This window comes from Pseudomonas triclosanedens (assembly GCF_026686735.1).
GTDB lineage: Bacteria > Pseudomonadota > Gammaproteobacteria > Pseudomonadales > Pseudomonadaceae > Pseudomonas > Pseudomonas triclosanedens.
This window is the reverse complement of record NZ_CP113432.1, coordinates 1,585,697-1,610,746: the sequence shown is the minus strand read 5'-3', so window position 1 is coordinate 1,610,746 and position 25,050 is coordinate 1,585,697. Positions and strand designations below refer to the sequence as shown.

Below are 25,050 nucleotides of genomic sequence, written 5' to 3'. Positions count from 1 at the left end.
ATTGTCGATATAAGGGGCGCCAACACACCCCCGTGTTGGAGCGACCCTTATGGCAACCGACAAAGAAGACCTCGAGCTCGAGGACGAAGTCAGCACGGAAGACAGCGACGACGCCGTCGAAGCTTCGGCCGAAGTCGCCAAGACCAACCTGACCAAGCGCCGCATCATCGACAACTATCTCGAAGAGCGCCGCCTGCAGCGTCAGCTGTCCGACTACGATTTCGACCTGTAAGTCCGCCCCGAATGAAAAGCCCCGCATCCGGCGGGGCTTTTTGTTTTCCGGTGTCCCGACTCAGGCGCGCTGCACCACTCGATAACACGGTTCGTAGGCCGCGCCACCGGGCAGTTTCATCCGATGCTGCTCGACGAACGCCTGCAACAGTTTGTCCAGTGGCTCCATGATCGCCGCATCGCCGTGAATCTCGTAGGGACCATGCTGCTCGATCAGGCGAATCCCCTTGTCCTTCACGTTGCCGGCGACGATGCCGGAAAACGCCCGACGCAGGTTCGCCGCCAGTTCGTGCGCCGGCACATCGCGCCCGAGCTGGAGGCTTGCCATCTTCTCGTGGGTTGGATCGAACGGGCGCTGGAAGCCCTCGTCGATCTTCAGCAGCCAGTTGAAGTGATAGGCATCGTTGCGCTCGCGGCGGAACTGCTTGACCCGCTTGAGGCCCTCGCTCATTTCCCGCGCGACTTCCACCGGGTCGTCGATGATGATCCGGTAACGACGCTGCGCGGCCTCGCCAAGGGTTGCCCCGACGAAGGCGTGCAGTTGTTCGATATACGCCGACGCGCTGCGCGGGCCGGTGAGGACCAGCGGGAACGGCATGTCCTGGTTGTCCGGGTGCATCAGGATGCCCAGCAGGTAGAGGAACTCCTCCGCCGTGCCGACGCCGCCGGGGAATACGATGATGCCGTGGCCGATACGCACGAAGGCTTCCAGGCGCTTCTCGATGTCCGGCAGGATCACCAGCTCGTTGACGATCGGGTTCGGCGCCTCGGCGGCGATGATCCCCGGCTCGGTCAGGCCCAGGTAGCGGCCTTCGGTGTTGCGCTGCTTGGCATGGCCGATGGTGGCGCCCTTCATCGGTCCCTTCATCACTCCCGGTCCGCAGCCCGTGCAAACGTCCAGACTGCGCAGGCCGAGCTCATGGCCAACCTTCTTGGTGTACTTGTATTCGTTGGTGCTGATGGAGTGGCCCCCCCAGCACACGACGATCTTCGGCTCGGCGCCAGGCCGCAGCGCACGGGCGTTGCGCAGCAGGTGGAAGACATAGTCGGTAATGCCGGCCGAGGTATCCAGGCCGAAGCGCTGGCCGTTCAGTTCATTCTGGGTGTAGACGATGTCGCGCAGGGCGCTGAAGAGCATTTCGCGGGTGCTGGCGATCATCTCGCCATCGACGAAGGCATCGGCCGGCGCGTTGAACAGCTCCAGGCGCACGCCACGATCCTGCTGGTGGATTTCCAGTTCGAAGTCTCGATAGGCGTCGAGGATGTGCTTGGCGTTGTCGATCTGCGTGCCGGTATTGAGAATGGCCAGGGCACACTGGCGGAATAGCTTGTAGGTACTGCCCGAGCCCGCTTCGCTGAGCTGGTGCACTTCACGTTGGGAAAGAGTTTCAAGGCTGCCCTTGGGGCTAACCGACGCATTGTTTACCGGTCTTGGGGACATGCTGTATTCCGTGACAGGGACACCGGGCGCCGAGGCGCGGGGTATCCGGAAAATCGGTGCGACCGTCCATCGGCCGTCATCGCAAGGGGCGACGCAACGGGGTTCTCCGGTCCGCAGCGTTGCTCCTTCTGAATGTGACAAGCGAATGGCGGAAACTGCTTCGGCAATCGACGCATCCTGCGCCGACGCCACTTGAGTATGAACGCTCCGCCGTTCTTCTGATGACAGTGCGCAAAAGAAAAACCCCGCCGGGATGGTGGGGTTTTCCGTACAAGCCTGGTGCGGAGCGAAAGCTCAGTCCTTGCGCTGCGGCGACAGCAGTTCGATCTTGTAGCCGTCCGGGTCCTCGACGAAGGCCAGGATGCTGGTGCCGTGCTTCATCGGCCCCGGCTCGCGGGTGATCTTGCCGCCGCGGGTGCGAATGTCCTCGCAGGCCTTGTAGACGTCAGCCACTTCCAGTGCGATGTGTCCATAGCCGGTGCCCAGCTCGTACTTGTCCACGCCCCAGTTGTAGGTCAGCTCGATGACGCTATTGTCGTCTTCGTTGCCGTAACCCACGAAGGCCAAGGTGAACTGGCCATCCGGATAATCCTTGCGACGCAACAGGGTCATGCCCAGGACTTCGGTGTAGAAGGCGATGGATTTGTCCATGTCGCCAACGCGCAGCATGGTGTGCAGCAGTCTCATCGGTTCTTTCCTCATCAGGTGCCCGGAGTGCGGGCTCATAAACACAAACCCCGGCTCGTGGCCGGGGTTTGCTTGTCACGGGAGAGGCAAGCTTATCAGAACAGCTTGCGGCCCTTGTTCGCGGCAATACGCATGCGCAGCGCATTGAGCTTGATGAAGCCCGCGGCATCGGCCTGGTTGTAGGCGCCGCCGTCTTCCTCGAAGGTCGCGATGTTGGCGTCGAACAGCGAATCCTCGGACTTGCGGCCGACCACGATGACGTTGCCCTTGTACAGCTTCAGGCGAACCACACCATTCACGTGCTCCTGGGAAGCATCGATCATCTGCTGGAGCATCTCGCGCTCCGGGCTCCACCAGTAGCCGGTGTAGATCAGCTTGGCGTAGCGCGGCATCAGCTCGTCCTTCAGGTGAGCGACTTCGCGGTCCAGGGTGATCGACTCGATGGCGCGGTGTGCCTTGAGCATGATGGTGCCGCCGGGGGTCTCGTAGCAGCCACGGGATTTCATGCCGACGTAGCGGTTCTCGACGATGTCGAGACGGCCGATGCCGTTGGCACCGCCGATGCGGTTCAGTTCGGTCAGGACCTGGGCCGGGGTCATGTCCTTGCCGTCGATGGCAACGATGTCGCCCTTGCGGTAGGTCAGCTCGATGTAGGTCGCGGTGTCAGGGGCGTTCTCCGGGGAGACGGTCCACTTCCACATGTCCTCTTCGTGCTCGGTCCAGGTGTCTTCCAGCACGCCGCCTTCATAGGAGATGTGCAGCAGGTTGGCGTCCATCGAGTACGGCGATTTCTTCTTGCCGTGGCGCTCGATCGGAATGTTGTGGGTTTCGGCGTAGTCCATCAGCTTCTCGCGGGACAGCAGATCCCACTCGCGCCAGGGAGCGATCACCTTCACGCCCGGCTTGAGCGCGTAGGCGCCCAGCTCGAAACGCACCTGGTCGTTGCCCTTGCCGGTCGCACCGTGGGAAATGGCGTCGGCGCCGGTCGCGTTGGCGATCTCGATCAGGCGCTTGGCGATCAGCGGGCGAGCGATGGAGGTACCCAGCAGGTACTCGCCTTCGTAGACGGTGTTGGCACGGAACATCGGGTAGACGAAGTCGCGGACGAACTCTTCTCGCAGGTCCTCGATGAAGATCTCTTTCACACCCATCTGCTTGGCCTTGGCGCGGGCCGGCTCGACCTCCTCGCCCTGACCCAGATCGGCGGTGAAGGTCACCACTTCACAGTTATAGGTATCCTGCAGCCACTTCAGAATTACGGAGGTGTCCAGGCCACCGGAATACGCCAGGACTACCTTCTTCACGTCCGCCATGCCACTCAACTCCACGGGGGTTGTCACGAAAGGGATCGATTCTACTGCCCGCTCAGGATAATTTACAGAGGCGCGACAGCTTTTGACGACAAAGCGACAAATACTATCGTCGGTGCGACTAGCTGCCGCAGCCTAACCCCTGGGCACAGGCGCCGTGGCGGGTGAGCCCGCGGCGGGTGGTGCTCCCTCCGTCGAAGCCGCTTGCGGAGCCGCTGGCGCGGGCGCGCTCGGCGCAGCCGGGGCTACCGGCTCCTCTTCGACGACCGGGCCGCGCGACAGGTTGACCGTCACCCGGCGATTGCGCGCCCGGTTGGCCTCGGAGCTGTTCTTCACCAGCGGGTAGCGCTCGCCATAGAAGCGTACGGTGATCTGCGACTCCGGTACCCCCTGGGACTTCAGGTACTCCATCACCGCGATGGCGCGGCGGCGCGACGTGTCGCGGTTGGTCAGGCGGTTGCCGCTGTTGTCGGAATGGCCATCCAGCTCGATCCGGTTCACGCTCGGATCGGCCTTCATATATTGCAGGATGATGTCCAGCTTGGAGCGTCCCAGGGCATCCAGCTCGGTGCCTCCGCCGGGGAAACCAATCTGGCTCTGCCTGACCTGGTCGAAATTGACCGGAAGCATTTTCGTCGAGCAATCCTGAAACTGCGCGTATCCGGCAGCGAACCGGGTCGGAAGCAATCGCACCAGCAGGCGCTCGCCATCGCGGGTACGGTGCCTGACCTCCGGCGTCCGCCCCTCCAGCAGGCCACTGAGCAGGCGGCCGGCCTGCTGTTGGGTGCTGTTGAACGGGACATCGCCAGAGCCGACCTGCACCGCTCCCAGATTCACATCGCCCTGTCCCGGACGCCACGGCGGCGCAGCCGCCAGCAACGTTGCCGCGCCACGGCCAAGCCAATCCTGCTGCGGCTTGAGACGGAAGGTCGGCTGCTCGCCGGCGCGCCAGACGAACTCGCCCAGGCCGAAGCCCGCCACATTCTGCGACAGCCGGCACTCGAACTGATCGCCGGCCACCGTCCACTCGGCGCTTTCCAGGCGCGACTGGAATGTCAGCCCCCAGGCCGGAAGGCTGGCGCAAATGGCGAACAGAAAGAGAGAAGGTTGGCGCACGGCGGGTTCCACACGAGCTGAGATGAATTCCCTGAAACTATCGGTCGAGCACGGCAAAACTTGATAGCGAGTGCCGCCGCCGGCCTTTTCCGGTAGCATTTCCCCACTCTTTCCGCTGCAACCCGCCTTCCTGGAATCCGCATGTCCGACCGCCTGACACTCCTGCGCCCCGACGACTGGCACATCCACCTGCGCGACGGCGCCGCACTCGCGCAAACCGTCGGCGACGCCGCCCGCACCTTCGGCCGCGCCATCATCATGCCGAACCTGGTTCCACCGGTACGCAACGCCATCGAAGCCGATGCCTATCGCCAGCGCATCCTTGCCGCCCGTCCGGCCGGCAGCCGCTTCGAGCCGCTGATGGTGCTCTACCTCACCGACCGCACCGCTGTGGAAGATGTGCGCGCCGCCAAGGCATCCGGCTATGTGCACGCCGCCAAGCTGTATCCGGCCGGCGCCACCACCAACTCCGATTCCGGCGTGACCAGCATCGACAATATATTCCACGTCCTGGAAGCGATGGCCGAAGTTGGCCTGCCGCTGCTGGTGCATGGCGAAGTGACCCGTGCGGAGGTCGACGTGTTCGACCGCGAGAAGCGTTTCATCGACGAACATCTGGCCCGCGTGGTCGAGCGCTTCCCGACTCTGAAGGTGGTGTTCGAACACATCACCACGGGCGATGCCGCACAATTCGTCATGTCCGCCCCAGCCAACGTCGGCGCCACCATCACGGCCCACCACCTGCTCTACAACCGCAACCACATGCTGGTTGGCGGTATCCGTCCGCATTTCTATTGCTTGCCGATCCTCAAACGCAACGTACATCAGGAAGCGCTGCTGGACGCGGCGGTAAGCGGCAGCCCGAAGTTCTTCCTGGGCACCGACTCGGCCCCCCACGCTCGCCACGCCAAGGAAGCCGCCTGTGGTTGCGCCGGCTGCTACACCGCCTACGCCGCTATCGAGATGTATGCCGAAGCCTTCGAACAGCGTAATGCGCTGGACAAGCTGGAAGCCTTCGCCAGCTTCCACGGCCCGGATTTCTACGGCCTGCCGCGCAACAGCGACCGCATCACTCTCGTGCGCGACGAGTGGGAAGCCCCGGCAAGCCTGCCGTTCGGCGACTACGAAGTGGTTCCGCTGCGTGCCGGCGAGAAGCTGCGCTGGCGCCTGCTGGAGACCGAGGCATGAGTGACGAGAACGAAGTCTTCGAGGAAGAGCTGGACGGCAGCTTCCCGCCCGGCCCTCGCCACCCGATGGCGCGCCGCTTCCGCGGCTACCTGCCGGTCGTGGTGGATGTAGAGACCGGCGGGTTCAACGCCGCTACCGACGCACTGCTGGAAATCGCCGCCGTCACCATCGGCATGGACGAGAGCGGCTATCTGTTCCCGGAGCACACCTACTTCTTCCGGGTGGAACCGTTCGAGGGGGCCAACATCGAGCAGGCGGCACTGGAGTTCACCGGTATCAAGCTGGACCACCCGCTGCGGATGGCGGTGCAGGAAGAGCAGGCGCTGACCGAGATATTCCGCGGTGTGCGCAAGTCGCTGAAGTCCAACGGCTGCAAGCGCGCCATTCTGGTGGGCCACAACAGCAGCTTCGACCTCGGCTTCCTCAACGCCGCAGTGGCTCGCAGCGGGGTGAAGCGCAATCCGTTCCACCCATTCTCCAGCTTCGACACCGCGACCCTCGCCGGCCTCGCCTACGGCCAGACCGTGCTGGCAAAGGCCTGCCAGACGGCAGGTATAGAGTTCGATAACCGCGAGGCGCACTCCGCCCGTTACGACACCGAGAAGACCGCCGAGCTGTTCTGCGGCATCGTCAACCGCTGGAAGGAATTCGGCGGCTGGATGGAGGACGATCACTGATCGCTCCCTCGATAAAGAAAGCCCCTTCGATGAAGGGGCTTTTTTCTTTCCGGCCAGAATGTATCGCGCCCCAATGAAAAGCCCCGCCGAAGCGGGGCTTTTCATTGCAGAACAGCCTTACAGCTTGTCGGCATGCTCCGCCAGGTAGGTGGCAACACCTTCGGGCGATGCGGTCATGCCCTTGTCGCCCTTCTTCCAGTTGGCCGGGCAGACTTCGCCGTGCTCTTCGGTGAACTGCAGGGCGTCGACCAGGCGCAGCAACTCATCCATGTTACGCCCCAGCGGCAGGTCGTTGATGATCTGCGAACGCACCACGCCATTCTTGTCGATCAGGAATGCGCCGCGGAATGCGACACCTTCTTCGGACTCGACGTCATAGTCCTTGGCGATCCGGTGAGTGATGTCGGCAGCCAGGGTGTACTTGACCGGGCCGATACCGCCCTTCTCCACCGGGGTGTTGCGCCAGGCGTTGTGGGTGAAGTGGGAGTCGATGGACACGCCGATGACTTCAACGTTGCGTGCCTGGAACTCAGGAATGCGGTGATCCAGCGCAATCAGCTCGGACGGGCAGACGAAGGTGAAGTCCAGCGGGTAAAAGAAAACCAGGCCGTACTTGCCCTTGATGGCCTCGGACAGAACGAAGCTGTCGACGATTTCACCATTGCCAAGAACCGCGGCCACATTGAAGTCGGGAGCTTTCTTACCTACGAGTACGCTCATTCCATATCTCCTGATTTGGTGAGGACGCGAAGGAGTGAAAACGCCCTCCAGCTCGATACGACCGGCTCCACGGGCTATCCACTCCAGTGAGGTTGCCATGATACACCTCGATCTTCGAACACGTCCGAAGACCTAACTCATTGAGCGATATGACCATTTGTCAGCAGCCTCTGTTACGTCCCCGACAAACTTTGACAATCATTCTCATTAAGATTAGTATCGCTTCCAACAACCCCACAGCGACTTGTAGTGCAACCATGTACGTCTGCCTCTGCCAAGGTGTCACCGATACCCAGATCCGCGATGCTATCTACGACGGCGCATGCAACTATCGCGAGGTGCGCGAATGCACCGGCGTGGGCACCCAGTGCGGCAAATGTGCCTGCCTTGCCAAGCAGGTCGTTCGCGATACTCTCGGCGAACTGCAAAGCGCACAAGCGATGAACTACAACCTCGCCTACGCTGCGAGCTGATTGGCGCTACCGCCGGTCGGCCAAGCGAAAAACTCCGAAGAACCGGGCCTGGCCCGGTTTTTTTGTGCCTGCAATTCAGCGTTTTAGCGCCGAATTGCGTAATGAAAACATTCGCATTCATATTCCTTTTTATAACAAATTCAAGCACTTATGTTTGACAGATAGTTATAAGCGGACCACACTTTCAGTCTCTCCCACTCCACACGGCAGGACTCCGGCATGAAAGGCGACAAGAAAGTTATCCAGCACTTGAACAAGGTCCTCGGCAACGAGCTGATCGCCATCAACCAATACTTCCTGCACTCGCGCATGTGGAACGACTGGGGCCTGAAGCGCCTTGGCGCGCACGAGTACCACGAGTCCATCGACGAGATGAAGCACGCCGACAAGCTCATCGAACGCATCCTGTTCCTGGAAGGGCTGCCCAACCTGCAGGATCTGGGCAAACTGCTGATTGGCGAGAACACTCAGGAAATGCTGCAGTGCGACCTGAATCTCGAACTGAAGGCCGCCAAGGATCTGCGAGATGCCATCGTGCATTGCGAAAGCGTGCACGACTATGTGAGCCGCGACCTGCTCAAGGACATCCTCGAGTCCGAGGAAGAACACATCGACTACCTGGAAACCCAGCTCGGCCTGATCCAGAAGGTCGGCCTGGAAAACTACCTGCAGTCGCATATGCACGAAGACGACTGATCAGGCATGCGGCACCGGCGCGGTTGTGGACGCCGGTGCCCTTCCCTTCTAGCCGTTCGCCCTGGGCGGACGTCGCACCAGTGATGCCTTCAGCGCCAACCCCGCGCACAGCCCCACCACCACCAGTAACGACAGACGCAGCCCAACGTGCTCGGCGAGGAAGCCGATCAGCGGCGGCCCCATCAGCAATCCCCCATACCCGAGCGACGCTACGGCGGCGACTCCGCTGGACGGTTCGACGCCCGGACGATTGCCCGCCGCACCGATCAGCACCGGCACTACGATCGACAGACCCGCGCCCACCAGGGCGAAGCCTGCAATTGCGCCACCAACCCAGGGACTGAACAGTGCCAGCAGCATCCCGCTGCAAGCGAGTAACGCCAGGGTGCGAACCAGAGCCTCGTCGGCGAAGCGAACGCGCAGGCGATCACCGAACAGCCGCCCCAGCACCATCGTCGCCGAGAATGCCGCGAAGCCCAGCGCAGCCACTCGCTCGGACGCGCCCAGTACCTGATGCAGCAACAGCGCCCCCCAGTCCGCTACCGCACCTTCGGAAACAAATGCGCACAAGGTCAGCAAGCCGAGACCGATCAGCCCCGGTGGCGGCAGGCGCCAGCCGCGTTTGGCCGGTGCCTGCTCCAGCGCGGATTCCGGTCGTCCCTCGAACAAATGACGTGCGAAGAATGGCAAGCCCGCCACGGCAAGCAGCGCCAACAAGGTGAAATGCCAGATCGGAGCCAGCCCGGCGAATGCCGCGGCACCAACGGCGCCGGCCAGCCCGCCGAGGCTGTACATGCCATGCAGGCCGGAAATACAGGGCCGCCCGATGCGGCGCTCCACTTCCACAGCCTGGGTGTTCATCGCCACGTCCATACAGGCGAACGTCAGCCCGACCAAGAGGAAACCCGCCGCCAGTTCCCAGACGTTCCGCGCCAGCCCGAGCAGCGGGAAGCAGGCCATCAAGGCCAACCCGGAAGCGACGGTGATCGCCCGGCTGCCATAGCGGCGCACCAGCGCGCCGGCGAAAACGAACGCCAGCAGCGCACCGAAGCCCGCTCCCAGCAACGCCTGGCCAAGCTGCTGCTCGTCCACGGCGGTCATGCTCTTCAGCGCGGGTATGCGCCCCATTACGCTACCGTGAACCAACCCACCCATGGCGAAACAGTATCCGCACGCCCAGCGCGCGGCATTGGCCCGCGATTGTTCAGTCATTTGTTTCTTCCCAAAAACAAAGCCCCGCCGAAGCGGGGCTTTGTGCGACAGCACGAAAGACTCAGGCGTCGGCCTTGCCTACGGCGTCCTTGATCAGCGGTTGCAGCTCACCCTTTTCGAACATCTCGACCAGGATATCGCTGCCGCCGACCAGTTCTCCGCCAACCCAAAGTTGCGGGAAGGTCGGCCAGTTGGCGTACTTGGGCAGGTTGGCGCGGATTTCCGGGTTCTGCAGGATGTCGACGTAAGCGAACTTCTCGCCACAGGCCATCAGCACCTGCGAAGCGCGGGCCGAGAAGCCGCACTGCGGAGCATTCGGCGAGCCCTTCATGTACAGCAGGACAGGGTTGTTGGCGATCTGTTCTTTGATGGTATCGATGATATCCATGAACTTCCTCGGCTGAACTATCAGATACTGACCCGGCGGCGCCACGGGCGGCGTTGGCCGGCACGGTGGGCGCATTGTACTGCAAAGCCGAGCGCTACGCTCGGCTTTGCAGGCAGGTGGCGACGGCCTGTCAGGCCGCTTCGACCTCCACCGGTACGCCGTTCAGCGCCGTATTGCCGGAGAGCGCATCAAGGTGGCGCTCATCCGTCAGATCGTTCGCACTCGCCCCGCCCTGTTCGCGTGCAATGGCCAGTTGCACTCCCGGTCTGGCATGCCCCCAACCATGCGGCAGACTGACCACGCCGACCATCACCTCATCGCTGGCAGCCACTTCGATCTCGATACTGCCGACCCGCGAGCGCACCCGCACTCTCTGACCGTCTACCAGGCCACGGGACGCCAGATCCCGCGGGTGCATGAGCAATTGATGACGCGGCTTGCCCTTCACCAGGCGGTGGTAGTTGTGCATCCAGGAGTTATTGCTGCGTACGTGCCTGCGACCGATCAGCAACAATTGGTCCAACGCCGGAACCTGAGTGTCGGCGAAGCGGCGCAGGTCACCCAGGAATATCTCCGGCGCCGCCTCGACGCTGCGGCTTGTGGTCTTCAGACGGGGCGCCAGATTCGGCTTCAGCGGTCCCAGGTCCAGCCCGTGCGGATACTCGCGCAACCGTGCCAGATTCAGCTTGCGCTCGGACGCATCGCCAAATGGTCCGAAGCGCAATCCCATCTCGATCATCTGCTCCGGCGCCATCGTCGGCTTCAGTTCGGTCCCCATGCGCTCGGCATAGGCGCGGGCCAGGCCGACGAAGATTTCCCAGTCATGCAGCGCCCCATCGGGTTTGGGCAGCACCGCCTCGTTGAAGCGAGTGACGTTGCGTACCGCGAACACGTTGAAGGTGGTGTCGTAGTGATCGTGCTCCAGCGGCGCCGTGGGCGGCAGGATCAGATCGGCGTAGCGGGTGGTTTCATTGATGTAGAGGTCAATGCTCAGCATGAACTCCAGTCCGTCCAGCGCCTGTTCCAGGCGTCGCCCGTTTGGAGTGGACAGCACCGGGTTGCCGGCTACGGTCACCAGCGCGCGCACCTGCCCCTCGCCCTCGGTCAGCATCTCTTCCGCCAAAGCCGCGACCGGTAACTCGCCACCATACTCCGGCAGCCGGGAGATCCGGCTTTGCCAGCGGTTGAAGGCGCCACCGGCGGTCGTCGCCACCAGGTCCACCGCAGGCGTGGTGCAGAGCGTGCCACCAACCCGGTCGAGATTGCCGGTCAGCAGGTTGATCAGTTGCACCAGCCACTGACAGAGGCTGCCGAATACCTGGGTGGAAACGCCCATGCGGCCATAGCAGACAGCTTTGTCAGCTGCCGCGAAATCCCGCGCGAGCTGGCGAATGTCCTCCGCCGGAACACCGCAGCGTACCGCCATCGCGTCGACCTTGAACGGCGCCAACGCCGCGCGCACGGTGTCGAGGCCGTTCACCGGCAAGTGAGTGTCACGGGTCAGCCCTTCGCTGAACAGCGTATCGAGCATGCCCAGCAGCAGCGCTGCATCTTCTCCCGGACGGACGAACAGGTGCTGATCGGCGATCGCCGCGGTTTCCGTTCGCCGAGGATCGACGACCACCAGACGGCCGCCTCGGTTCTTCAGCGCCTTCAGGCGCTTCTCCACGTCAGGCACAGTCATGATGCTGCCATTGGAGGCCAACGGGTTACCGCCGAGGATCAGCATGAAATCGGTATGGTCGATGTCCGGAATCGGAATAAGCAGACCGTGACCGAACATCTGCTGGCTGACCAGGTGGTGCGGCAACTGGTCGACGGAGGTAGCCGAGTAGCGGTTGCGCGTCTTGAGTTGGCCAAGAAAATAGTTGCTGTGGGTCATCAACCCATAGTTGTGCACGCTGGGGTTGCCCTGGTAGACGGCAACCGCGTCGTTGCCATGACGCTCACGGATATCCTTCAGGCGTGCGGCAACAAGCTCGAAAGCCTCGTTCCATTCAATCGGCTGCCATTCACCGCCAACTCGCCGAACGGGCTGACGCAACCGGTCGGGATCGCTCTGGATATCCTGGAGAGCCACAGCCTTGGGGCAGACATGGCCGCGGCTGAAGCTGTCCTGCTGGTCGCCCTTGATCGAGACGATGCGCTCGCCTTCGGTCTCGATAGTCAGACCGCAGATCGCTTCGCAGAGATGGCACGCACGGTAATGGAGGGTCTTGCTCATAGCTCGCCTCGTCTTTGTATCGCCGGCGCTCGTGGCGTGCCGGTCGTCTTGTCGAGCGAGAACTATGGAACGCGGATGTGGCGAACGCCACTAGCGTCAGTCGGGTGAATCAGAGGACATCAGGCGTGAGGATTGGAGAATACTGCGCCGGTACCCAGGCGCCCGCGCAGGACGCCTGCGAGAGGGTTCCGCAGACAGTCCGGACAATGGATTACCCTGGATCGATCCCTTGCTTGACGTCGACCTTCTTGAAGTTGAAGTCGTCCTGCTCGTTCATTTCGTTGCGGCAGCCTTGGCGCTGGAAACCGGGTCGGGTACAGCCAGGCCCGGACCGCCGGGATTCGCCACCGTAGCTCACGCCACCGGCGAACTTGATGAAGCTGAAGCGCACATTGGCCAAGGACTGGCCGCTGGTCTTCCCATCTACGCCGCCGCCAGCTTTCAGATCGCTCTTGACGTTACCAGCCACCGGGGCGGGCTGGCTGAGTTGTAGCTGGTGCAACCGCTGGCAGCGGCGATGAGGGTGGCAATGGCGGCGGACAAACAACACATAAAGAACAAATTCGCCATCCTCTTGATGGCGACGAGAAGCGATCAATCGAGTCACCGACGGGTCTGTCGGTGGCACCCTCAAAGTTCGTAGGAATGGTCCCGGCGCAGCTCCAATGTCCTTCCGGGCGAAACTTGCATCAATGCGTAATTTCCTTATAGGATCGCGCCTTCCCCAATTTTCCGCTCCATGCGGTCCCGCCGCAGGTTCAGCCCGTTTTTTCTCACGAAATCCGGTCGGTACCTCGGCCCGATTCTGAGAATAAGTAGTAGGTACGAACCATGAGCGCACGGCACTTCCTCTCGATGCTGGATTACACGACCGACGAGCTTCTCGGTCTGATCCGCCGCGGCAGCGAGCTGAAAGACCTGCGTGACCGAGGCGTGCTCTACGAGCCGCTGAAGAACCGTGTGCTGGGCATGATCTTCGAGAAAGCCTCGACCCGTACGCGGATCTCGTTCGAAGCCGGCATGATCCAGCTCGGCGGCCAGGCGATCTTCCTCTCCCCGCGCGACACCCAGCTCGGCCGTGGCGAGCCAATCGGCGATGCCGCCCGGGTAATGTCGCGGATGGTCGACGCTGTGATGATCCGTACCTTCGCCCACAGCAACCTCACCGAGTTCGCCGCCAACTCCCGCGTACCGGTGATCAACGGCCTGTCGGACGACCTCCACCCCTGCCAACTGCTGGCCGACATGCAGACTTTCCACGAGCATCGCGGCAGCATCGCGGGCAAGACCGTGGCCTGGATCGGTGACGGCAACAACATGTGCAACAGCTACATCGAGGCGGCGATCCGCTTCGACTTCCAACTGCGCGTCGCCTGCCCGGCAGGCTACGAGCCGAACGCGGGGTTGCTGGACCTGGCCGGCGACCGCGTAAGGGTCGTGCGTGACCCACACGAAGCAGTGGCCGGCGCGCATCTGGTGAGCACCGACGTCTGGGCCTCCATGGGCCAGGAAGACGAAGCCGCAGCCCGTCTGCGCCTGTTCCAGCCATATCAGGTAACACGTGCACTGCTCGACGGCGCGGAGTCGGATGTACTATTCATGCACTGCCTGCCGGCCCACCGTGGCGAAGAGATCAGCGAAGACCTGCTGGACGACGCGCGCTCGGTGGCCTGGGACCAGGCGGAAAACCGTCTCCACGCCCAGAAGGCCCTGCTCGAACTGCTGGTCGAGCACGCCCACTACGCCTGAGAACCCGTGCATCGTCGTCCTGCGCTTGCCGATGCGACGCAGGTCGCAGGTATGCGGCAGGCGTAGACTGCGCATCCTTACCTGCTCCCGCCCTGCCCGGACTGCGCGCGGCGAGATTCTGATCCGGTTCCGAGTTCGATGACCAAATCGCTGCTGCTCAACCTCGACGATCTTTCCTGTGGCTATGAACAGCAGCGCGTGGTGCAAGGCGTCAGCCTGCACCTGAACGCCGGTGATATCGGATGCCTGCTCGGCCCTTCCGGCTGCGGCAAGACTACTACCCTGCGCGCCATCGCCGGGTTCGAACCGGTTCAGGGTGGCCGCATCGAGCTGGCCGGTGAAATAATTTCCCGTCCGGGCTTCACACTGGCCCCGGAGAAGCGCCGAATCGGCATGGTGTTCCAGGACTACGCACTGTTCCCGCACCTGTCCGTGGCGGAGAACATCGCCTTCGGCATCCGCAAGCACCCCGAGCGCGCACGCATCGTCGACGAACTCCTGCAACTGGTGAAGCTCGACGCTCTTGGGCAGCGCTTCCCCCACGAGCTTTCCGGCGGCCAGCAACAGCGTGTCGCCCTTGCCCGCGCACTGGCCCCGCAACCGCAACTGCTGCTGCTCGACGAACCCTTCTCCAACCTCGACGTGGAACTGCGCCGCCAGCTCAGCCACGAGGTGCGCGACATCCTCAAGGCGCGCGGCACCAGCGCGATCCTGGTCACCCACGACCAGGAAGAGGCATTCGCCGTCAGCGATCACGTGGGTGTATTCCACAACGGCCGGCTGGAGCAGTGGGATACCCCCTTCAACCTCTACCACGAACCGCAAACGCCATTCGTGGCCAGCTTCATCGGCCAGGGCTACTTCATTCGTGGACAGATGCGCGGGAACGACTCGGTGCAGACCGAGCTCGGTCTCCTGCGCGGCAACCGCGCCTACAGCCTCCCCGACGGCAGCGCAGTGGACGTCCTGCTGCGCCCGGACGACCTGGTCCCGGCCACCGATGGCGCTCTCAAAGCGAAGATCGTCGGCAAGTCATTCCTCGGCGCGGCGACGCTCTACCGTCTGCAATTGCCTACCGGGACTCAGCTCGAATCGATCTTCCCCAGCCACGCCGACCACCAGCCCGGCGACGAGGTCAGCATCGGCGTGGCCGCCGAGCACCTGGTGCTGTTTCCGGCACGCGGCAGCGTGGAAATCCAGCGACCGATCTGAATGCCTTCAGCCCAGTTCGCGCTGAAGCTCGGGCAACAGCGCGAACAGATCGCCCACCAGGGCGTAATCGGCGATCTCGAAGATCGGCGCATCGGGATCGAGATTGATCGCGGCGATGACCTTGGCGTCCTTCATGCCCGCGACATGCTGCACCGCCCCGGAAATACCGATAGCGAGATACAGCTCCGGCGCGACGATGCGGCCGGATTGCCCAACCTGCAGCTCGGCCGGCGCGAACCCCGCATCCACCGCCGCCAGCGAAGCGCCAACCGCAGCCTGCAACCGATCAGCCAGCGGATAGAGCAAGGCAAAACCCTCGGCGCTTTGCAGGCCACGTCCACCAGCGACTATCACTCGCGCCGACTCCAGCGCGGGCCGCTCGAAAACCGGGTGTTCCTCCGCCAGCCAGCAGGAGAGGCCCAGCTCACCAGGACCGGATACCGCCTTCCGCTCCGCACGGCCGCCCTCCTGCGGAGCCGGGTCGAACGCCGTCGGCCGGATACCAAGCACCTTCACCGCGCCCTCGCAACGCACCGTCGCGATGGCGTTACCGGCGTAGACCGGGCGCTTGAAGGTAGACTCGTCGAGTACCTCGATGACGTCCGAGACGGCATCGACATCCAGCAGCGCGGCGATGCGCGGGAGACAGTTGCGCCCGCAAGCGTTCGCCGGGGCGAGGATATGGCTGTAGCCCGGCGCCAGTTGCAGCACCAGTGCGCTGAGATTCTCAGCCAGCAGATGATCATAGGCAGGATCGCCAGCCAGCAGCACGCGCTCGACGCCGGCGATGCGACCGGCATGTTCCGCCAGCTCATCCAGCCCACTGCCGGCCAGCAGCAGGTGAATCTCGCCGCCGATCTGCCGGGCCGCACTCAACGTGCTCAACGTCGCCGTCGCCAACTGCGCCGGCGCCTGGGCCGTGGCCCCGAGGTAGTCCGCAATGACCAGAATCGCCATCTTCCGCTTTGCCTCCATCCATGCGAACCACGCCGGGCCTGACACGGTTCCGCAGGCTCAGAAGCCTAGCCGATAGCGCCAGGCCGGCCTCCGGGCACAGGTCAAAGAACCAGTCGGCCGCTGGCGACCAGGCGCGAGTGGCCCGCGATGCTCACCCGGTCGCCATTCAGCCGGCACCACAGTTCGCCACCGCGCTCCGAACACTGGAAAGCGCGCATCTGCAGCTTGCTCAAGCGCTGCGACCAATAGGGAATCAGACTGCAATGGGCTGCACCGGTCACTGGGTCTTCGTTCAGGCCGATGGCGGGGGCGAAAAAGCGCGATACGAAGTCATGGCTATCGCCGCGCGCGGTCACGATCACCCCGAGGTAAGGCATACGCGCCAGTGCCGCGAAGTCCGGCGAACAGCTACGCACTGCCTGCTCCGACTCCAGCAACACCAGCAGATGCGACGTGGTGCTCAACGCATCCACAACCGGCATTCCCAGCGCCTGTTCCAGCTCGACGGTACTGCCCACCTCGCTTGGCGGCTGCGCCGGGAAGTCCAGCGCCAGCCGGCCATCCTCGCGGAATACCCGCAACGGCCCGGACAACGAATTGAGCTCGAGATAATCGCCCGGCTCGCCGAATACCTCGAACAGCACATGCGCGCTGGCCAGCGTCGCATGGCCGCACAACGGCACCTCGGCAGTCGGCGTGAACCAGCGGATGCGCCAGCCATCGGCCTCGTCAACCAGGAAGGCGGTTTCCGACAAATTGTGCTCGGCGGCGATCTTCTGCATCAGTTCATCGGCCAGCCAGGCATCGAGGCGATAGACCATCGCCGGGTTGCCGGCGAATGGGCGGTCGGTGAAAGCGTCCACCTGGTGGAAGTCGAGTTGCATGGCAGTCTCCTGGTCAGTGATGCCCCGAGCATGACAGAAGCCGACGGACGGCGAACGATACAGAATGGACCAGACAGCGCTCAGGGACGGCCGATTGGCGCGAACGTCGCGGCGGTCAGGCCGGCCAGCGTCGCGGCGCTCAGCTCCACCTCCAGCCCACGCCGGCCGGCACTCACATGGATGGTCTCGAAGCCTTGGGCGGACTCGTCGATGAACGTGCGCAGGCGCTTCTTCTGTCCCAGGGGGCTGATGCCTCCCACCAGGTAGCCAGTGGCGCGCTGCGCGGCATTGGGGTCGGCCATATCGGCCTTCTTGACGCCGGCGGCGTGGGCCAGCGCCTTCAGATCGAGCGTACCGGCGACCGGCACCACCGCTACCAGCAGCTCCCCCTTCTCGCTGGCTGCCAGCAATGTCTTGAACACACGGGCCGGATCGAGATTGAGCTTCTCGGCGGCTTCCAGTCCGTAGGACGGCGCCTTGGGATCGTGCTCGTAGCTCAGCACATGATGTTCGGCGCGGTTCTTCTTCAACAGATCGATGGCGGGAGTCATGATCGGACAGGCTTCTCGCAAGCGGATTTCCATCGCATAACAGTAAGCCAAGCCGTAACGCCCTGCACGGCCATCGCTTCACCCGCGCAGGCGAATCCCGTATGTTCTGCGCCAATCTCCGTCCGGCCCATATGGCCGGACAGCCGAACGGAATCCGCACAAGGCCGCCGCCATGACCGACCTGAAGAACAAGAAATACGTCGTCGCCCTCGACCAGGGCACTACCAGCTCCCGCGCCATCATCTTCGACCACGATGCCAACGTCGTCAGCGTGGCCCAACGCGAGTTCGCGCAAATCTACCCGCAGGCCGGCTGGGTCGAGCATGACCCTATGGAAATCTGGGCCACCCAGAGTTCGACGCTGGTGGAAGCGCTGGCCCAGGCCAGCATCAGCGTCTCCGAAGTGGCAGCCATCGGCATCACCAACCAGCGTGAAACCACCGTGGTGTGGGACAAGGCCACCGGCCGGCCGATCCACAACGCCATCGTCTGGCAATGCCGGCGCAGCGCGGCAATCTGCGAACAGCTCAAGCGCGACGGCCTGGAAGACTACATCCGCGAAACCACCGGCCTGGTCACCGACCCCTACTTCTCCGGCACCAAGCTCAAGTGGATCCTCGACAACGTCGACGGCACCCGAGAGCGCGCCCGGCGCGGCGAGCTGCTGTTCGGCACCATCGATAGCTGGCTGATCTGGAAGCTCACCGAAGGCGAAGTGCACGTCACCGACTACACCAACGCCTCGCGCACCCTGATGTTCGACATCCACAAGCGCGACTGGGACGAGCGCCTGCTCGCGGCCCTCGGCATTCCGCGGGCGATGCTGCCGCAGGTGCGCGCATCGTCCGAGATCTACGGCCACGCCAAGGTCGGCGGGCTCGGAGTGCACCGCACGCCGATCGCAGGTATCGCCGGCGACCAGCAAGCCGCGCTGTTCGGCCAGATGTGCGTGGAACCGGGCCAGGCGAAGAACACCTACGGTACCGGCTGCTTCCTGCTGATGAACACCGGCGCCAAGGCCGTGAAATCCACCCACGGCCTGCTCACTACCATCGCCTGCGGCCCGCGCGGCGAAGTGGCCTACGCACTGGAAGGCGCGGTGTTCAACGGCGGCTCCACCGTGCAGTGGCTGCGCGACGAGCTCAAGGTGATCAACGACGCCCACGACTCCGAGTACTTCGCCACCAAGGTCAAGGACAGCAACGGCGTCTACCTGGTCCCGGCGTTCACCGGCCTGGGCGCGCCCTACTGGGACCCGTACGCCCGTGGCGCGCTGTTCGGCCTGACCCGTGGCGTGAAAGCCGACCACCTGATCCGCGCCACCCTCGAATCCATCGCCTACCAGACCCGCGATGTGCTCGACGCCATGCAGCAGGACGCCGGCGAAGCGCTGCGCGCCCTGCGCGTGGACGGCGGCGCAGTGGCCAACAACTTCCTCATGCAGTTCCAGGCCGACATCCTCGGCACACCCGTGGAACGTCCGCAGATGCGCGAAACCACGGCGCTCGGCGCCGCTGTGCTGGCGGGGCTGGCGTGCGGCTTCTGGGGGAGCCTGGCGGAGCTGAAGAACAAGGCGGTGATCGAACGGGTGTTCCAGCCGGCCTGCGACGAAGCCGAGCGCGCGCGGCTGTATGCGGGATGGAAGAAGGCGGTTGAGCGCACCCGCGGCTGGGCGGCAGACTGAGCAAGCTGACGACACTTCGCCCTCGCTTGCGATTTTGACGCAGAGGTCTTGTCCCGATGTCCGACTGGATTGTGATGATTACCTTGAGCGAAGCTCCGGACAGGGAGTGGTATCTGCGAAAGGCAGGCAAAGGGTTGAGTCTCACCCCCGCACCTGACGAAGCCAAACGACACCCGACTGCCGAGGACGCCCGACTAACGCTTGGGCTGGTCGACAGTTTCCCGAATGCACGCGGGCGCATTGAGCAACTGCCCTCTGCGCCATAGCATTCCAGGCCGCCGCCCCATTCAACGAGCGAACCGCATGAACCTGCCACCCCGCCAGCAAAGCATTCTCGACCTGGTCCGCGAACGCGGCTACCTGAGCATCGAAGAGCTCGCCCAGCAGTTCGCCGTCACCCCGCAGACCATCCGCCGCGACATCAACCAGCTCGCCGAACAGAGCCTGTTGCGCCGCTACCACGGCGGCGCGGCCTGGGATTCGAGCATCGAGAACACCGCCTACAACACCCGTTCCGACCAGATGCGCGACGAAAAACAGCGCATCGCCGACGCCATCGCCAGCCACGTGCCGGACAACGCCTCGCTGTTCATCAACATTGGCACCACTACCGAAGCGATTGCCCGCGCCCTGCTCGGCCATCGCAACCTGAAGATCATCACCAACAACCTGCATGTCGCCAATATCCTCGGTGGCAAGGACGACTTCGAAGTACTGATCGCCGGCGGCACCGTGCGCAGCGATGGCGGCGTGGTCGGCCAGGCCGCCGTGGACTTCATCGAGCAGTTCCGCGTCGACTTCGCCCTGGTCGGCATCAGCGGCATCGACGACGACGGCAGCCTGCTGGACTTCGACTACCAGGAAGTGCGCGTTTCCCGCGCCATCATCGATAACGCCCGGCAGGTCTTCCTCGCCGCAGACTCCAGCAAGTTCGGGCGCAACGCCGTGGTGCGCCTGGGGCCGATCTCCCTGGTCAGCCGCGTCTTCACCGACAGCCCGCCGCCACCCGCCGTGGCACGCCTGCTGAACCAGCACAAGGTGCACCTCGAGCTCGTCTGACGCCTCGGGTTCAACTTCGAAAATACTGACGAATGCCTGCTCGTTTTCTCTCAGGCGGGCTGGTCATACTTCATTCATCGAACTAAGATATTTTCGAATTCGAACATAAATGTGTTCACTTTCCATCTCGAGGCCGTCCCATGAATCCCACTGGCAAGCGCAACGCGCCCTTGGCCGAAGTCTATGACCTTGCCGTCATCGGTGGCGGTATCAACGGCGTGGGCATAGCAGCCGATGCCGCCGGACGGGGCCTCTCCGTGTTCCTTTGCGAACAACACGACCTTGCCAGCCATACGTCATCCGCCAGCAGCAAGCTGATTCACGGCGGCCTGCGCTACCTGGAACACCACGAATTCCGCCTGGTGCGCGAGGCTCTCGCCGAACGCGAAGTCCTGCTCGCCAAGGCCCCGCACATCGTGCACCCGCTGCGCTTCGTCCTGCCGCACCAGCCGCACCTGCGCCCAGCCTGGATGATCCGCGCCGGCCTGTTCCTCTACGACCACCTGGGCAAGCGCGAAAAGCTTCCGGCGTCCCGCGGCGTGCGCTTCGGCACCGACAGCCCGCTGCAAGCGCAGATCACCCGCGGTTTCGAATACTCCGACTGCGCAGTGGACGATGCGCGCCTGGTGGTGCTTAACGCCATGAGCGCCCGCGAGCACCACGCGCATGTCCACACCCGCACCCGCTGCGTCAGCGCGCGGCGCAGCAAGGGCCTGTGGCACCTGCACCTGGAACGCAGCGACGGCAGCCTCTACTCGGTCCGCGCCCGCGCGCTGGTCAACGCCGCCGGCCCGTGGGTCGACCGTTTCCTGCGCGACGAACTGCGCCAGCGTCCGCCCTACGGCATTCGCCTGATTCAGGGCAGCCACCTGATCGTGCCGCGCCTGTACGACGGCGAACACGCCTACATCCTGCAGAACGAGGACCGGCGCATCGTCTTCGCCATTCCTTACCTGCAGCACTTCACACTGATCGGCACGACCGACCGCGAATACCAGGGCGACCCGGCGCAGATCCGCATCAGCCAGGAAGAAACCGACTACCTGCTCACCGTGGCCAACGCCCATTTCAAACGACAACTGGGACGCGAAGACATCCTCCACAGTTTCTCCGGCGTGCGCCCGCTGTGCGACGACGAGTCCAACGACCCATCCGCCGTCACCCGCGACTACACCCTGGCACTGGACAACACACCAGGCGAAGCGCCCCTGCTGTCCGTGTTCGGCGGCAAGCTCACCACCTACCGCAAACTCGCCGAAGCCGCGCTGGAGCAGCTCGCTCCGCACTTCCCCGGCATCCTCGGCAAGACCTGGACGGCCACCGCCCCGCTACCGGGCGGCGAAGCGATGAGCAGCGTGGAAGACCTCGCCATCCAGTTGATGGACAGCCTGCGCCAACTCGACCCCGCCCTCGCCCACCGCTGGGCCAGCACCTACGGCAGCCGCATCTGGAACCTGCTGGACGGCGCACGCAACCTGAGCGAACTGGGCGAACACCTCGGCGGCGGGCTCTATGCCCACGAAGTGGAATACCTGTGCCGGGAAGAATGGGCACGCAGCGCGGAAGACATCCTCTGGCGTCGCACCAAGCTCGGCCTGTTCCTCAATACCGAACAGCAACGCCGCCTGGAGCGCTTCCTGGAAAGCGAAAACCCGCTGCAGCCGCGGACGAAAGTCGCCTGAGTCCATCAGCCTCATCAGCCAGCTCCCTGACCAGAAGCTGGCGTAGCGTTACAACACAGGCAGGGCCGGCTTCGCCGGAAGAGTCGTGGTTTCAGTGTTGCCGCTGAAGCCGGTTGAGTCGGACTGGCGATTTACCTGGCACATACTCGAACCGGAATGGGATGACATCCAGCCATGCTGGAAACTCTGTTCAGCAATTGCAGAATTCCCCGCCTTGCAGCTCACCGCGAAGACTGAGTGACGCTGGAGCTACCAGCAGCCAATGGCGGATAATGCCGACGCCACCGCCCCGGTGGCGTCGCTGCATTCGAGAACCCCGTGGACCTGATACTCAAGGCAACCCTCGGCGCCGGCGTGGTGCTGATCCTCGCCGTGCTGGCGAAGACGCGCAATTACTACATCGCCGGGCTGGTGCCGCTGTTTCCCACCTTCGCCCTGATCGCTCACTACATCGTCGGCAAGAACCGTTCGCTGGACGATCTGAAGAGCACAATCGCCTTCGGCATGTGGTCGATCATCCCCTACTTCGTCTACCTCGCCGCGCTTTACCTGCTGGTGGATCGCCTGCGCCTGGAGCTGTCGCTGGCGATGGCCACGCTGGCATGGTTGGTGGCTGCCTCGCTGCTGGTGGGCGTCTGGGTGCGCCTGCACTGAATCAGGCGCGTTCGGCCAGACGGGCTTCCAGTTCCTCGATGCGTCCCAGCAGGCGGTCGCGTTCGGCGCGTTCGGCGCTGATGTCTTCGAACACACTGATCAGATGATCGGGCAGGCCGTCCTGGCGGCGCCGCTGCAGCGAAGTCCGCACGCGAACCCAGAGGAAGCTGCCGTCGCGACGGCGCACGCGCTTCTCCACCACGTAGCGGTCGAAACTCCCGGCCAGCAACTGGCGCAGCAGTTCAAGGTTCTTCGCCAGGTCATCTGGGTGGGTGATTTCCTGGAAGGTCATGCCGTACAGCTCATCGGCGCTGTAGCCGAGCAGTTCGCAGAGGCTGCCGTTGACCCGTTGCCAGCCGCCATCCAGGCCGATGTAGGCGAGCGCGCCCCAGGTCAGCTCGAAGATCGCGCGGAAGCGTTCCTCGCTGTTGCGCAAGCGTTCCTCGGTGGTCATCCGCTCGGTGTTGTCCATGCTGATGCCGACCATTTTCACTGGCCGTCCAACCGCGTCCTGAACCACCGTTGCGCGCGAGGAGATCCAGCGCAGGCCGCCGTCGGGCTGGTAGATGCGGAAGTCACACTCGCAGGTGCCACCCTCGGCGATGGCGCGGTCATACATGGACTGCATGGCTGCCACGTCCTCGGCCGGCAGGTGGCGCCAGAAGTCCGGGTTGGAGGTGACGGTCCAGCCATACACCGCCTCGACGTTGGGCGAGTAGGTCACCTCATCGCTGATCAGGTTCCACTCCCAGGTGACGATGCGGGCGCCCTCCTGGGCAAGCTTCATGCGCGTTTCGCTTTCCATGATTTCCGCAGTGTAACGGCGACGCAGATCGGTCATCGGCAGTTCGATCGGCTGGGCATCCTGCACGCTGCGCAGTGCTTCTTCACCGTAACGCAGCCAGATCCAGTTGACCTTGAGGAAGTCCGCCAGCTTGCGCAGATTGTCGTAATCAATCTCGCCGCCCTTGGTCCACTTGTGCACCGCCGTGCGCGAAATGCCCAGCGCCGTACCCACAGCCTGCAGAGTCAGCTTGTTGTGTTCGAGCAGTTCCTTGAGGCGGAAGGCGAAGCTGTTTTCCTGCATGAGCGAAGCGGTCCCTGGATTTGTTCGAGGGCCGCAGTATACACATCTGTCAACTGATGGATTACAGAAAACCAGGCTGGATTTCCGGGAGATCGGCCGACTTCCCTGGGTGTTCGCAGCGAGGATGGCCGGGGCTTTCCGGGCTCTCGCGCTCGCAAGCAGCCCGGAAACGGCGGTCCCTCAAGATCAGAGATCGATCACCAGGCGCTCGCCGCGAGCCCGCGAGACACAGAGCATCAGAGTCTGCTGTGAGGCTTTCTCTTCGTCGGAGAGATACTGGTCGAAGTGCTCCGCCTCACCTTCGAGGATGCGTGTCTCGCAGGTGCCACAGACACCTTCGCGGCACAGGCAGTCGACCTGCGCGGCCTTCACGTTCTCGATGGCCTGGATGATCGTCATGCCCTCCTCCACCCGCAACTCGCGGCCAGAGCGGCCCAGCACCAGGGTGAAGGCGCCACCGCTGGCCGGTGCTGCGGCGAACTGCTCGAAGTGCACGCGCGACTCGGCGATGCCGGCTTGCTTCGCGCCTTCGATAACTGCGTCGATCAGCGGTTTCGGCCCGCAGACGTAGACATGCGCATCGGCCTCCAGCGACGCGAACAGCCCGGCAAGGTCCAGACGGCGCTCAAGGCTGTCGATGTAGAAGCGCACGCAGGCGGCATGCGGGCCATCGGCCAGCTCACCCTGGAACGCGCCGTGTTCCGGGCTGCGGAAGGCGTAGTGCAGTTCGTAGGGCACAGCGGTACCTTCCAGCTCGTGAAGCTGGGACAGGAACGGCGTGATACCGATGCCACCGGCAATCAGCACATGGCGGCCCGCCGTGGGGTCGAGCGCGAACAGGTTGTTCGGAGTGGAAATGGTCAGCGTCGTACCGACCTCCACTTGCTGGTGCATGAAGGCCGAACCGCCCCTGGACTGCTCTTCCAGGCGCACGCCGATCTGGTAGTGGCTCAGGTCGCGCGGGTCGCTCATCAGCGAGTAGGCGTTGCTCAAGCCACCGGGCATCTGCACGATGACGTGGCTGCCGCCGGTGAAGGCCGGCATCGGCTGGCCATCTTCGCGGGCCAGGGTGAAGCGCTTGATCTGCGGGGTCGCCTGTTCCACGGCGGTCACCCGCACGCTGAACATCTGATATGTATTGGCCATCGTTCACCTCAACTGCGACACG

At 63.6% G+C, this 25,050-nt stretch carries 25 protein-coding genes; 11 read left to right on the top strand and 14 right to left on the bottom strand.

Features of this window, described 5'->3' with window-relative positions:
* The first annotated feature begins 49 nt into the window (after positions 1-49).
* On the top strand, positions 50-232 hold the full coding sequence (locus OU419_RS07580; protein WP_254471619.1) for a PA3496 family putative envelope integrity protein: 183 nt from the start codon (positions 50-52) through the stop codon (positions 230-232).
* A gap of 60 nt (positions 233-292) precedes the next feature.
* Here OU419_RS07580 and ppnN read toward each other — a convergent pair whose 3' ends face one another.
* From ppnN to OU419_RS07560, 4 genes are all read right to left on the bottom strand, one after another.
* Positions 293-1,672 carry a nucleotide 5'-monophosphate nucleosidase PpnN gene (ppnN, locus tag OU419_RS07575; RefSeq protein WP_254471620.1) on the bottom strand — a complete coding sequence of 460 codons (1,380 nt, stop codon included), beginning with the start codon at positions 1,670-1,672 and terminating at the stop codon, positions 293-295.
* A 294-nt stretch (positions 1,673-1,966) separates the two neighbouring features.
* On the bottom strand, positions 1,967-2,359 hold the full coding sequence (gene gloA, locus OU419_RS07570; protein WP_254471621.1) for a lactoylglutathione lyase: 393 nt from the start codon (positions 2,357-2,359) through the stop codon (positions 1,967-1,969).
* Positions 2,360-2,454: 95 nt separating this feature from the next.
* Positions 2,455-3,672, bottom strand: coding sequence for an argininosuccinate synthase (locus OU419_RS07565; protein ID WP_254471622.1), 1,218 nt, complete (start codon positions 3,670-3,672; stop codon positions 2,455-2,457).
* 132 nt (positions 3,673-3,804) lie between these two features.
* Complete coding sequence (locus OU419_RS07560) at positions 3,805-4,785, bottom strand: flagellar protein MotY (protein ID WP_254471623.1); 981 nt, start codon at positions 4,783-4,785, stop codon at positions 3,805-3,807.
* Positions 4,786-4,926: 141 nt separating this feature from the next.
* Between OU419_RS07560 and pyrC the strand changes: the two genes are divergently transcribed.
* Together pyrC and rnt are read left to right on the top strand one after the other, a co-directional pair.
* A complete protein-coding gene (gene pyrC / locus OU419_RS07555; protein ID WP_254471624.1) occupies positions 4,927-5,973 on the top strand; it encodes a dihydroorotase in 1,047 nt (348 codons plus the stop codon).
* Entirely contained in the window at positions 5,970-6,650 is a 681-nt protein-coding gene (rnt, locus tag OU419_RS07550; RefSeq protein ID WP_254471625.1) for a ribonuclease T, read from the top strand. Before pyrC ends, rnt begins: the two co-directional genes overlap by 4 nt.
* Positions 6,651-6,767: 117 nt before the next feature.
* Here rnt and OU419_RS07545 read toward each other — a convergent pair whose 3' ends face one another.
* The gene (locus OU419_RS07545) at positions 6,768-7,370 is read right to left on the bottom strand and encodes a peroxiredoxin (RefSeq protein ID WP_254471626.1); all 603 of its coding nucleotides are present in this window, start codon (positions 7,368-7,370) and stop codon (positions 6,768-6,770) included.
* Between the two features lie 257 nt (positions 7,371-7,627).
* On the opposite strand from OU419_RS07545, the gene OU419_RS07540 reads away from it, so the two are divergent.
* Together OU419_RS07540 and bfrB are read left to right on the top strand one after the other, a co-directional pair.
* A complete protein-coding gene (locus tag OU419_RS07540) occupies positions 7,628-7,843 on the top strand; it encodes a bacterioferritin-associated ferredoxin (RefSeq protein WP_254471627.1) in 216 nt (71 codons plus the stop codon).
* 219 nt (positions 7,844-8,062) lie between these two features.
* Positions 8,063-8,539: a bacterioferritin BfrB gene (gene bfrB / locus OU419_RS07535; RefSeq protein ID WP_254471628.1), complete on the top strand. Its 477-nt coding sequence runs from the start codon at positions 8,063-8,065 to the stop codon at positions 8,537-8,539.
* A gap of 48 nt (positions 8,540-8,587) precedes the next feature.
* Here the strand turns inward: bfrB and OU419_RS07530 are convergent, their stop codons facing one another.
* The 4 genes from OU419_RS07530 to OU419_RS07515 form a co-directional block, all read right to left on the bottom strand.
* On the bottom strand, positions 8,588-9,751 hold the full coding sequence (locus tag OU419_RS07530; RefSeq protein WP_254471629.1) for an MFS transporter: 1,164 nt from the start codon (positions 9,749-9,751) through the stop codon (positions 8,588-8,590).
* Between the two features lie 61 nt (positions 9,752-9,812).
* Complete coding sequence (gene grxD, locus OU419_RS07525) at positions 9,813-10,139, bottom strand: Grx4 family monothiol glutaredoxin (protein ID WP_254471630.1); 327 nt, start codon at positions 10,137-10,139, stop codon at positions 9,813-9,815.
* 130 nt (positions 10,140-10,269) lie between these two features.
* Positions 10,270-12,363 carry a molybdopterin oxidoreductase family protein gene (locus OU419_RS07520; protein ID WP_254471631.1) on the bottom strand — a complete coding sequence of 698 codons (2,094 nt, stop codon included), beginning with the start codon at positions 12,361-12,363 and terminating at the stop codon, positions 10,270-10,272.
* Between the two features lie 211 nt (positions 12,364-12,574).
* Positions 12,575-12,970, bottom strand: a complete 396-nt coding sequence (locus OU419_RS07515; RefSeq protein ID WP_408004928.1) for a hypothetical protein — start codon at positions 12,968-12,970, stop codon at positions 12,575-12,577.
* A gap of 224 nt (positions 12,971-13,194) precedes the next feature.
* On the opposite strand from OU419_RS07515, the gene argF reads away from it, so the two are divergent.
* A complete protein-coding gene (gene argF, locus OU419_RS07510; protein WP_254471632.1) occupies positions 13,195-14,112 on the top strand; it encodes an ornithine carbamoyltransferase in 918 nt (305 codons plus the stop codon).
* A 138-nt stretch (positions 14,113-14,250) separates the two neighbouring features.
* Entirely contained in the window at positions 14,251-15,324 is a 1,074-nt protein-coding gene (locus OU419_RS07505) for an ABC transporter ATP-binding protein (protein ID WP_254471633.1), read from the top strand.
* A gap of 6 nt (positions 15,325-15,330) precedes the next feature.
* Here OU419_RS07505 and OU419_RS07500 read toward each other — a convergent pair whose 3' ends face one another.
* The 3 genes from OU419_RS07500 to ybaK form a co-directional block, all read right to left on the bottom strand.
* Entirely contained in the window at positions 15,331-16,281 is a 951-nt protein-coding gene (locus OU419_RS07500; RefSeq protein ID WP_254471634.1) for an electron transfer flavoprotein subunit alpha/FixB family protein, read from the bottom strand.
* A gap of 101 nt (positions 16,282-16,382) precedes the next feature.
* Complete coding sequence (locus OU419_RS07495) at positions 16,383-17,165, bottom strand: PhzF family phenazine biosynthesis protein (protein WP_254471635.1); 783 nt, start codon at positions 17,163-17,165, stop codon at positions 16,383-16,385.
* A gap of 80 nt (positions 17,166-17,245) precedes the next feature.
* Positions 17,246-17,716 (bottom strand): Cys-tRNA(Pro) deacylase, encoded by a 471-nt coding sequence (ybaK, locus tag OU419_RS07490; RefSeq protein ID WP_254471813.1) that lies wholly within the window; start codon positions 17,714-17,716, stop codon positions 17,246-17,248.
* Positions 17,717-17,888: 172 nt separating this feature from the next.
* Here ybaK and glpK point away from each other — a divergent pair, with 172 nt between their 5' ends.
* The 4 genes from glpK (at position 17,889) to OU419_RS07470 (ending at position 22,795) form a co-directional block, all read left to right on the top strand.
* Positions 17,889-19,400, top strand: coding sequence for a glycerol kinase GlpK (glpK, locus tag OU419_RS07485; RefSeq protein ID WP_254471636.1), 1,512 nt, complete (start codon positions 17,889-17,891; stop codon positions 19,398-19,400).
* A 303-nt stretch (positions 19,401-19,703) separates the two neighbouring features.
* On the top strand, positions 19,704-20,459 hold the full coding sequence (locus OU419_RS07480) for a DeoR/GlpR family transcriptional regulator (protein ID WP_254471637.1): 756 nt from the start codon (positions 19,704-19,706) through the stop codon (positions 20,457-20,459).
* 140 nt (positions 20,460-20,599) lie between these two features.
* Positions 20,600-22,141: a glycerol-3-phosphate dehydrogenase gene (gene glpD, locus OU419_RS07475; RefSeq protein ID WP_254471638.1), complete on the top strand. Its 1,542-nt coding sequence runs from the start codon at positions 20,600-20,602 to the stop codon at positions 22,139-22,141.
* 327 nt (positions 22,142-22,468) lie between these two features.
* Positions 22,469-22,795 (top strand): GlpM family protein, encoded by a 327-nt coding sequence (locus OU419_RS07470; protein WP_254471814.1) that lies wholly within the window; start codon positions 22,469-22,471, stop codon positions 22,793-22,795.
* 1 nt (position 22,796) lies between these two features.
* On the opposite strand, the gene OU419_RS07465 is transcribed toward OU419_RS07470, so the two are convergent.
* Positions 22,797-23,882 (bottom strand): PAS domain-containing protein, encoded by a 1,086-nt coding sequence (locus tag OU419_RS07465; protein WP_254471639.1) that lies wholly within the window; start codon positions 23,880-23,882, stop codon positions 22,797-22,799.
* A 186-nt stretch (positions 23,883-24,068) separates the two neighbouring features.
* Positions 24,069-25,028, bottom strand: coding sequence for a PDR/VanB family oxidoreductase (locus OU419_RS07460; protein ID WP_254471640.1), 960 nt, complete (start codon positions 25,026-25,028; stop codon positions 24,069-24,071).
* Between the last annotated feature and the right edge of the window lie 22 nt (positions 25,029-25,050).

Coding starts and splice junctions, on each gene's coding strand:
- OU419_RS07580 (WP_254471619.1), top strand. CDS start 50: ATGGCAACCGACAAAGAAGACCTCGAGCTCGAGGACGAAGTCAGCACG.
- argF (WP_254471632.1), top strand. CDS start 13,195: ATGAGCGCACGGCACTTCCTCTCGATGCTGGATTACACGACCGACGAG.
- bfrB (WP_254471628.1), top strand. CDS start 8,063: ATGAAAGGCGACAAGAAAGTTATCCAGCACTTGAACAAGGTCCTCGGC.
- OU419_RS07530 (WP_254471629.1), bottom strand. CDS start 9,751: ATGACTGAACAATCGCGGGCCAATGCCGCGCGCTGGGCGTGCGGATAC.
- OU419_RS07565 (WP_254471622.1), bottom strand. CDS start 3,672: ATGGCGGACGTGAAGAAGGTAGTCCTGGCGTATTCCGGTGGCCTGGAC.
- ppnN (WP_254471620.1), bottom strand. CDS start 1,672: ATGTCCCCAAGACCGGTAAACAATGCGTCGGTTAGCCCCAAGGGCAGC.
- OU419_RS07500 (WP_254471634.1), bottom strand. CDS start 16,281: ATGGCGATTCTGGTCATTGCGGACTACCTCGGGGCCACGGCCCAGGCG.
- grxD (WP_254471630.1), bottom strand. CDS start 10,139: ATGGATATCATCGATACCATCAAAGAACAGATCGCCAACAACCCTGTC.
- ybaK (WP_254471813.1), bottom strand. CDS start 17,716: ATGACTCCCGCCATCGATCTGTTGAAGAAGAACCGCGCCGAACATCAT.
- glpK (WP_254471636.1), top strand. CDS start 17,889: ATGACCGACCTGAAGAACAAGAAATACGTCGTCGCCCTCGACCAGGGC.
- rnt (WP_254471625.1), top strand. CDS start 5,970: ATGAGTGACGAGAACGAAGTCTTCGAGGAAGAGCTGGACGGCAGCTTC.
- OU419_RS07520 (WP_254471631.1), bottom strand. CDS start 12,363: ATGAGCAAGACCCTCCATTACCGTGCGTGCCATCTCTGCGAAGCGATC.
- gloA (WP_254471621.1), bottom strand. CDS start 2,359: ATGAGACTGCTGCACACCATGCTGCGCGTTGGCGACATGGACAAATCC.
- OU419_RS07460 (WP_254471640.1), bottom strand. CDS start 25,028: ATGGCCAATACATATCAGATGTTCAGCGTGCGGGTGACCGCCGTGGAA.
- OU419_RS07505 (WP_254471633.1), top strand. CDS start 14,251: ATGACCAAATCGCTGCTGCTCAACCTCGACGATCTTTCCTGTGGCTAT.
- OU419_RS07480 (WP_254471637.1), top strand. CDS start 19,704: ATGAACCTGCCACCCCGCCAGCAAAGCATTCTCGACCTGGTCCGCGAA.
- glpD (WP_254471638.1), top strand. CDS start 20,600: ATGAATCCCACTGGCAAGCGCAACGCGCCCTTGGCCGAAGTCTATGAC.
- OU419_RS07495 (WP_254471635.1), bottom strand. CDS start 17,165: ATGCAACTCGACTTCCACCAGGTGGACGCTTTCACCGACCGCCCATTC.
- OU419_RS07540 (WP_254471627.1), top strand. CDS start 7,628: ATGTACGTCTGCCTCTGCCAAGGTGTCACCGATACCCAGATCCGCGAT.
- pyrC (WP_254471624.1), top strand. CDS start 4,927: ATGTCCGACCGCCTGACACTCCTGCGCCCCGACGACTGGCACATCCAC.
- OU419_RS07545 (WP_254471626.1), bottom strand. CDS start 7,370: ATGAGCGTACTCGTAGGTAAGAAAGCTCCCGACTTCAATGTGGCCGCG.
- OU419_RS07465 (WP_254471639.1), bottom strand. CDS start 23,882: ATGCAGGAAAACAGCTTCGCCTTCCGCCTCAAGGAACTGCTCGAACAC.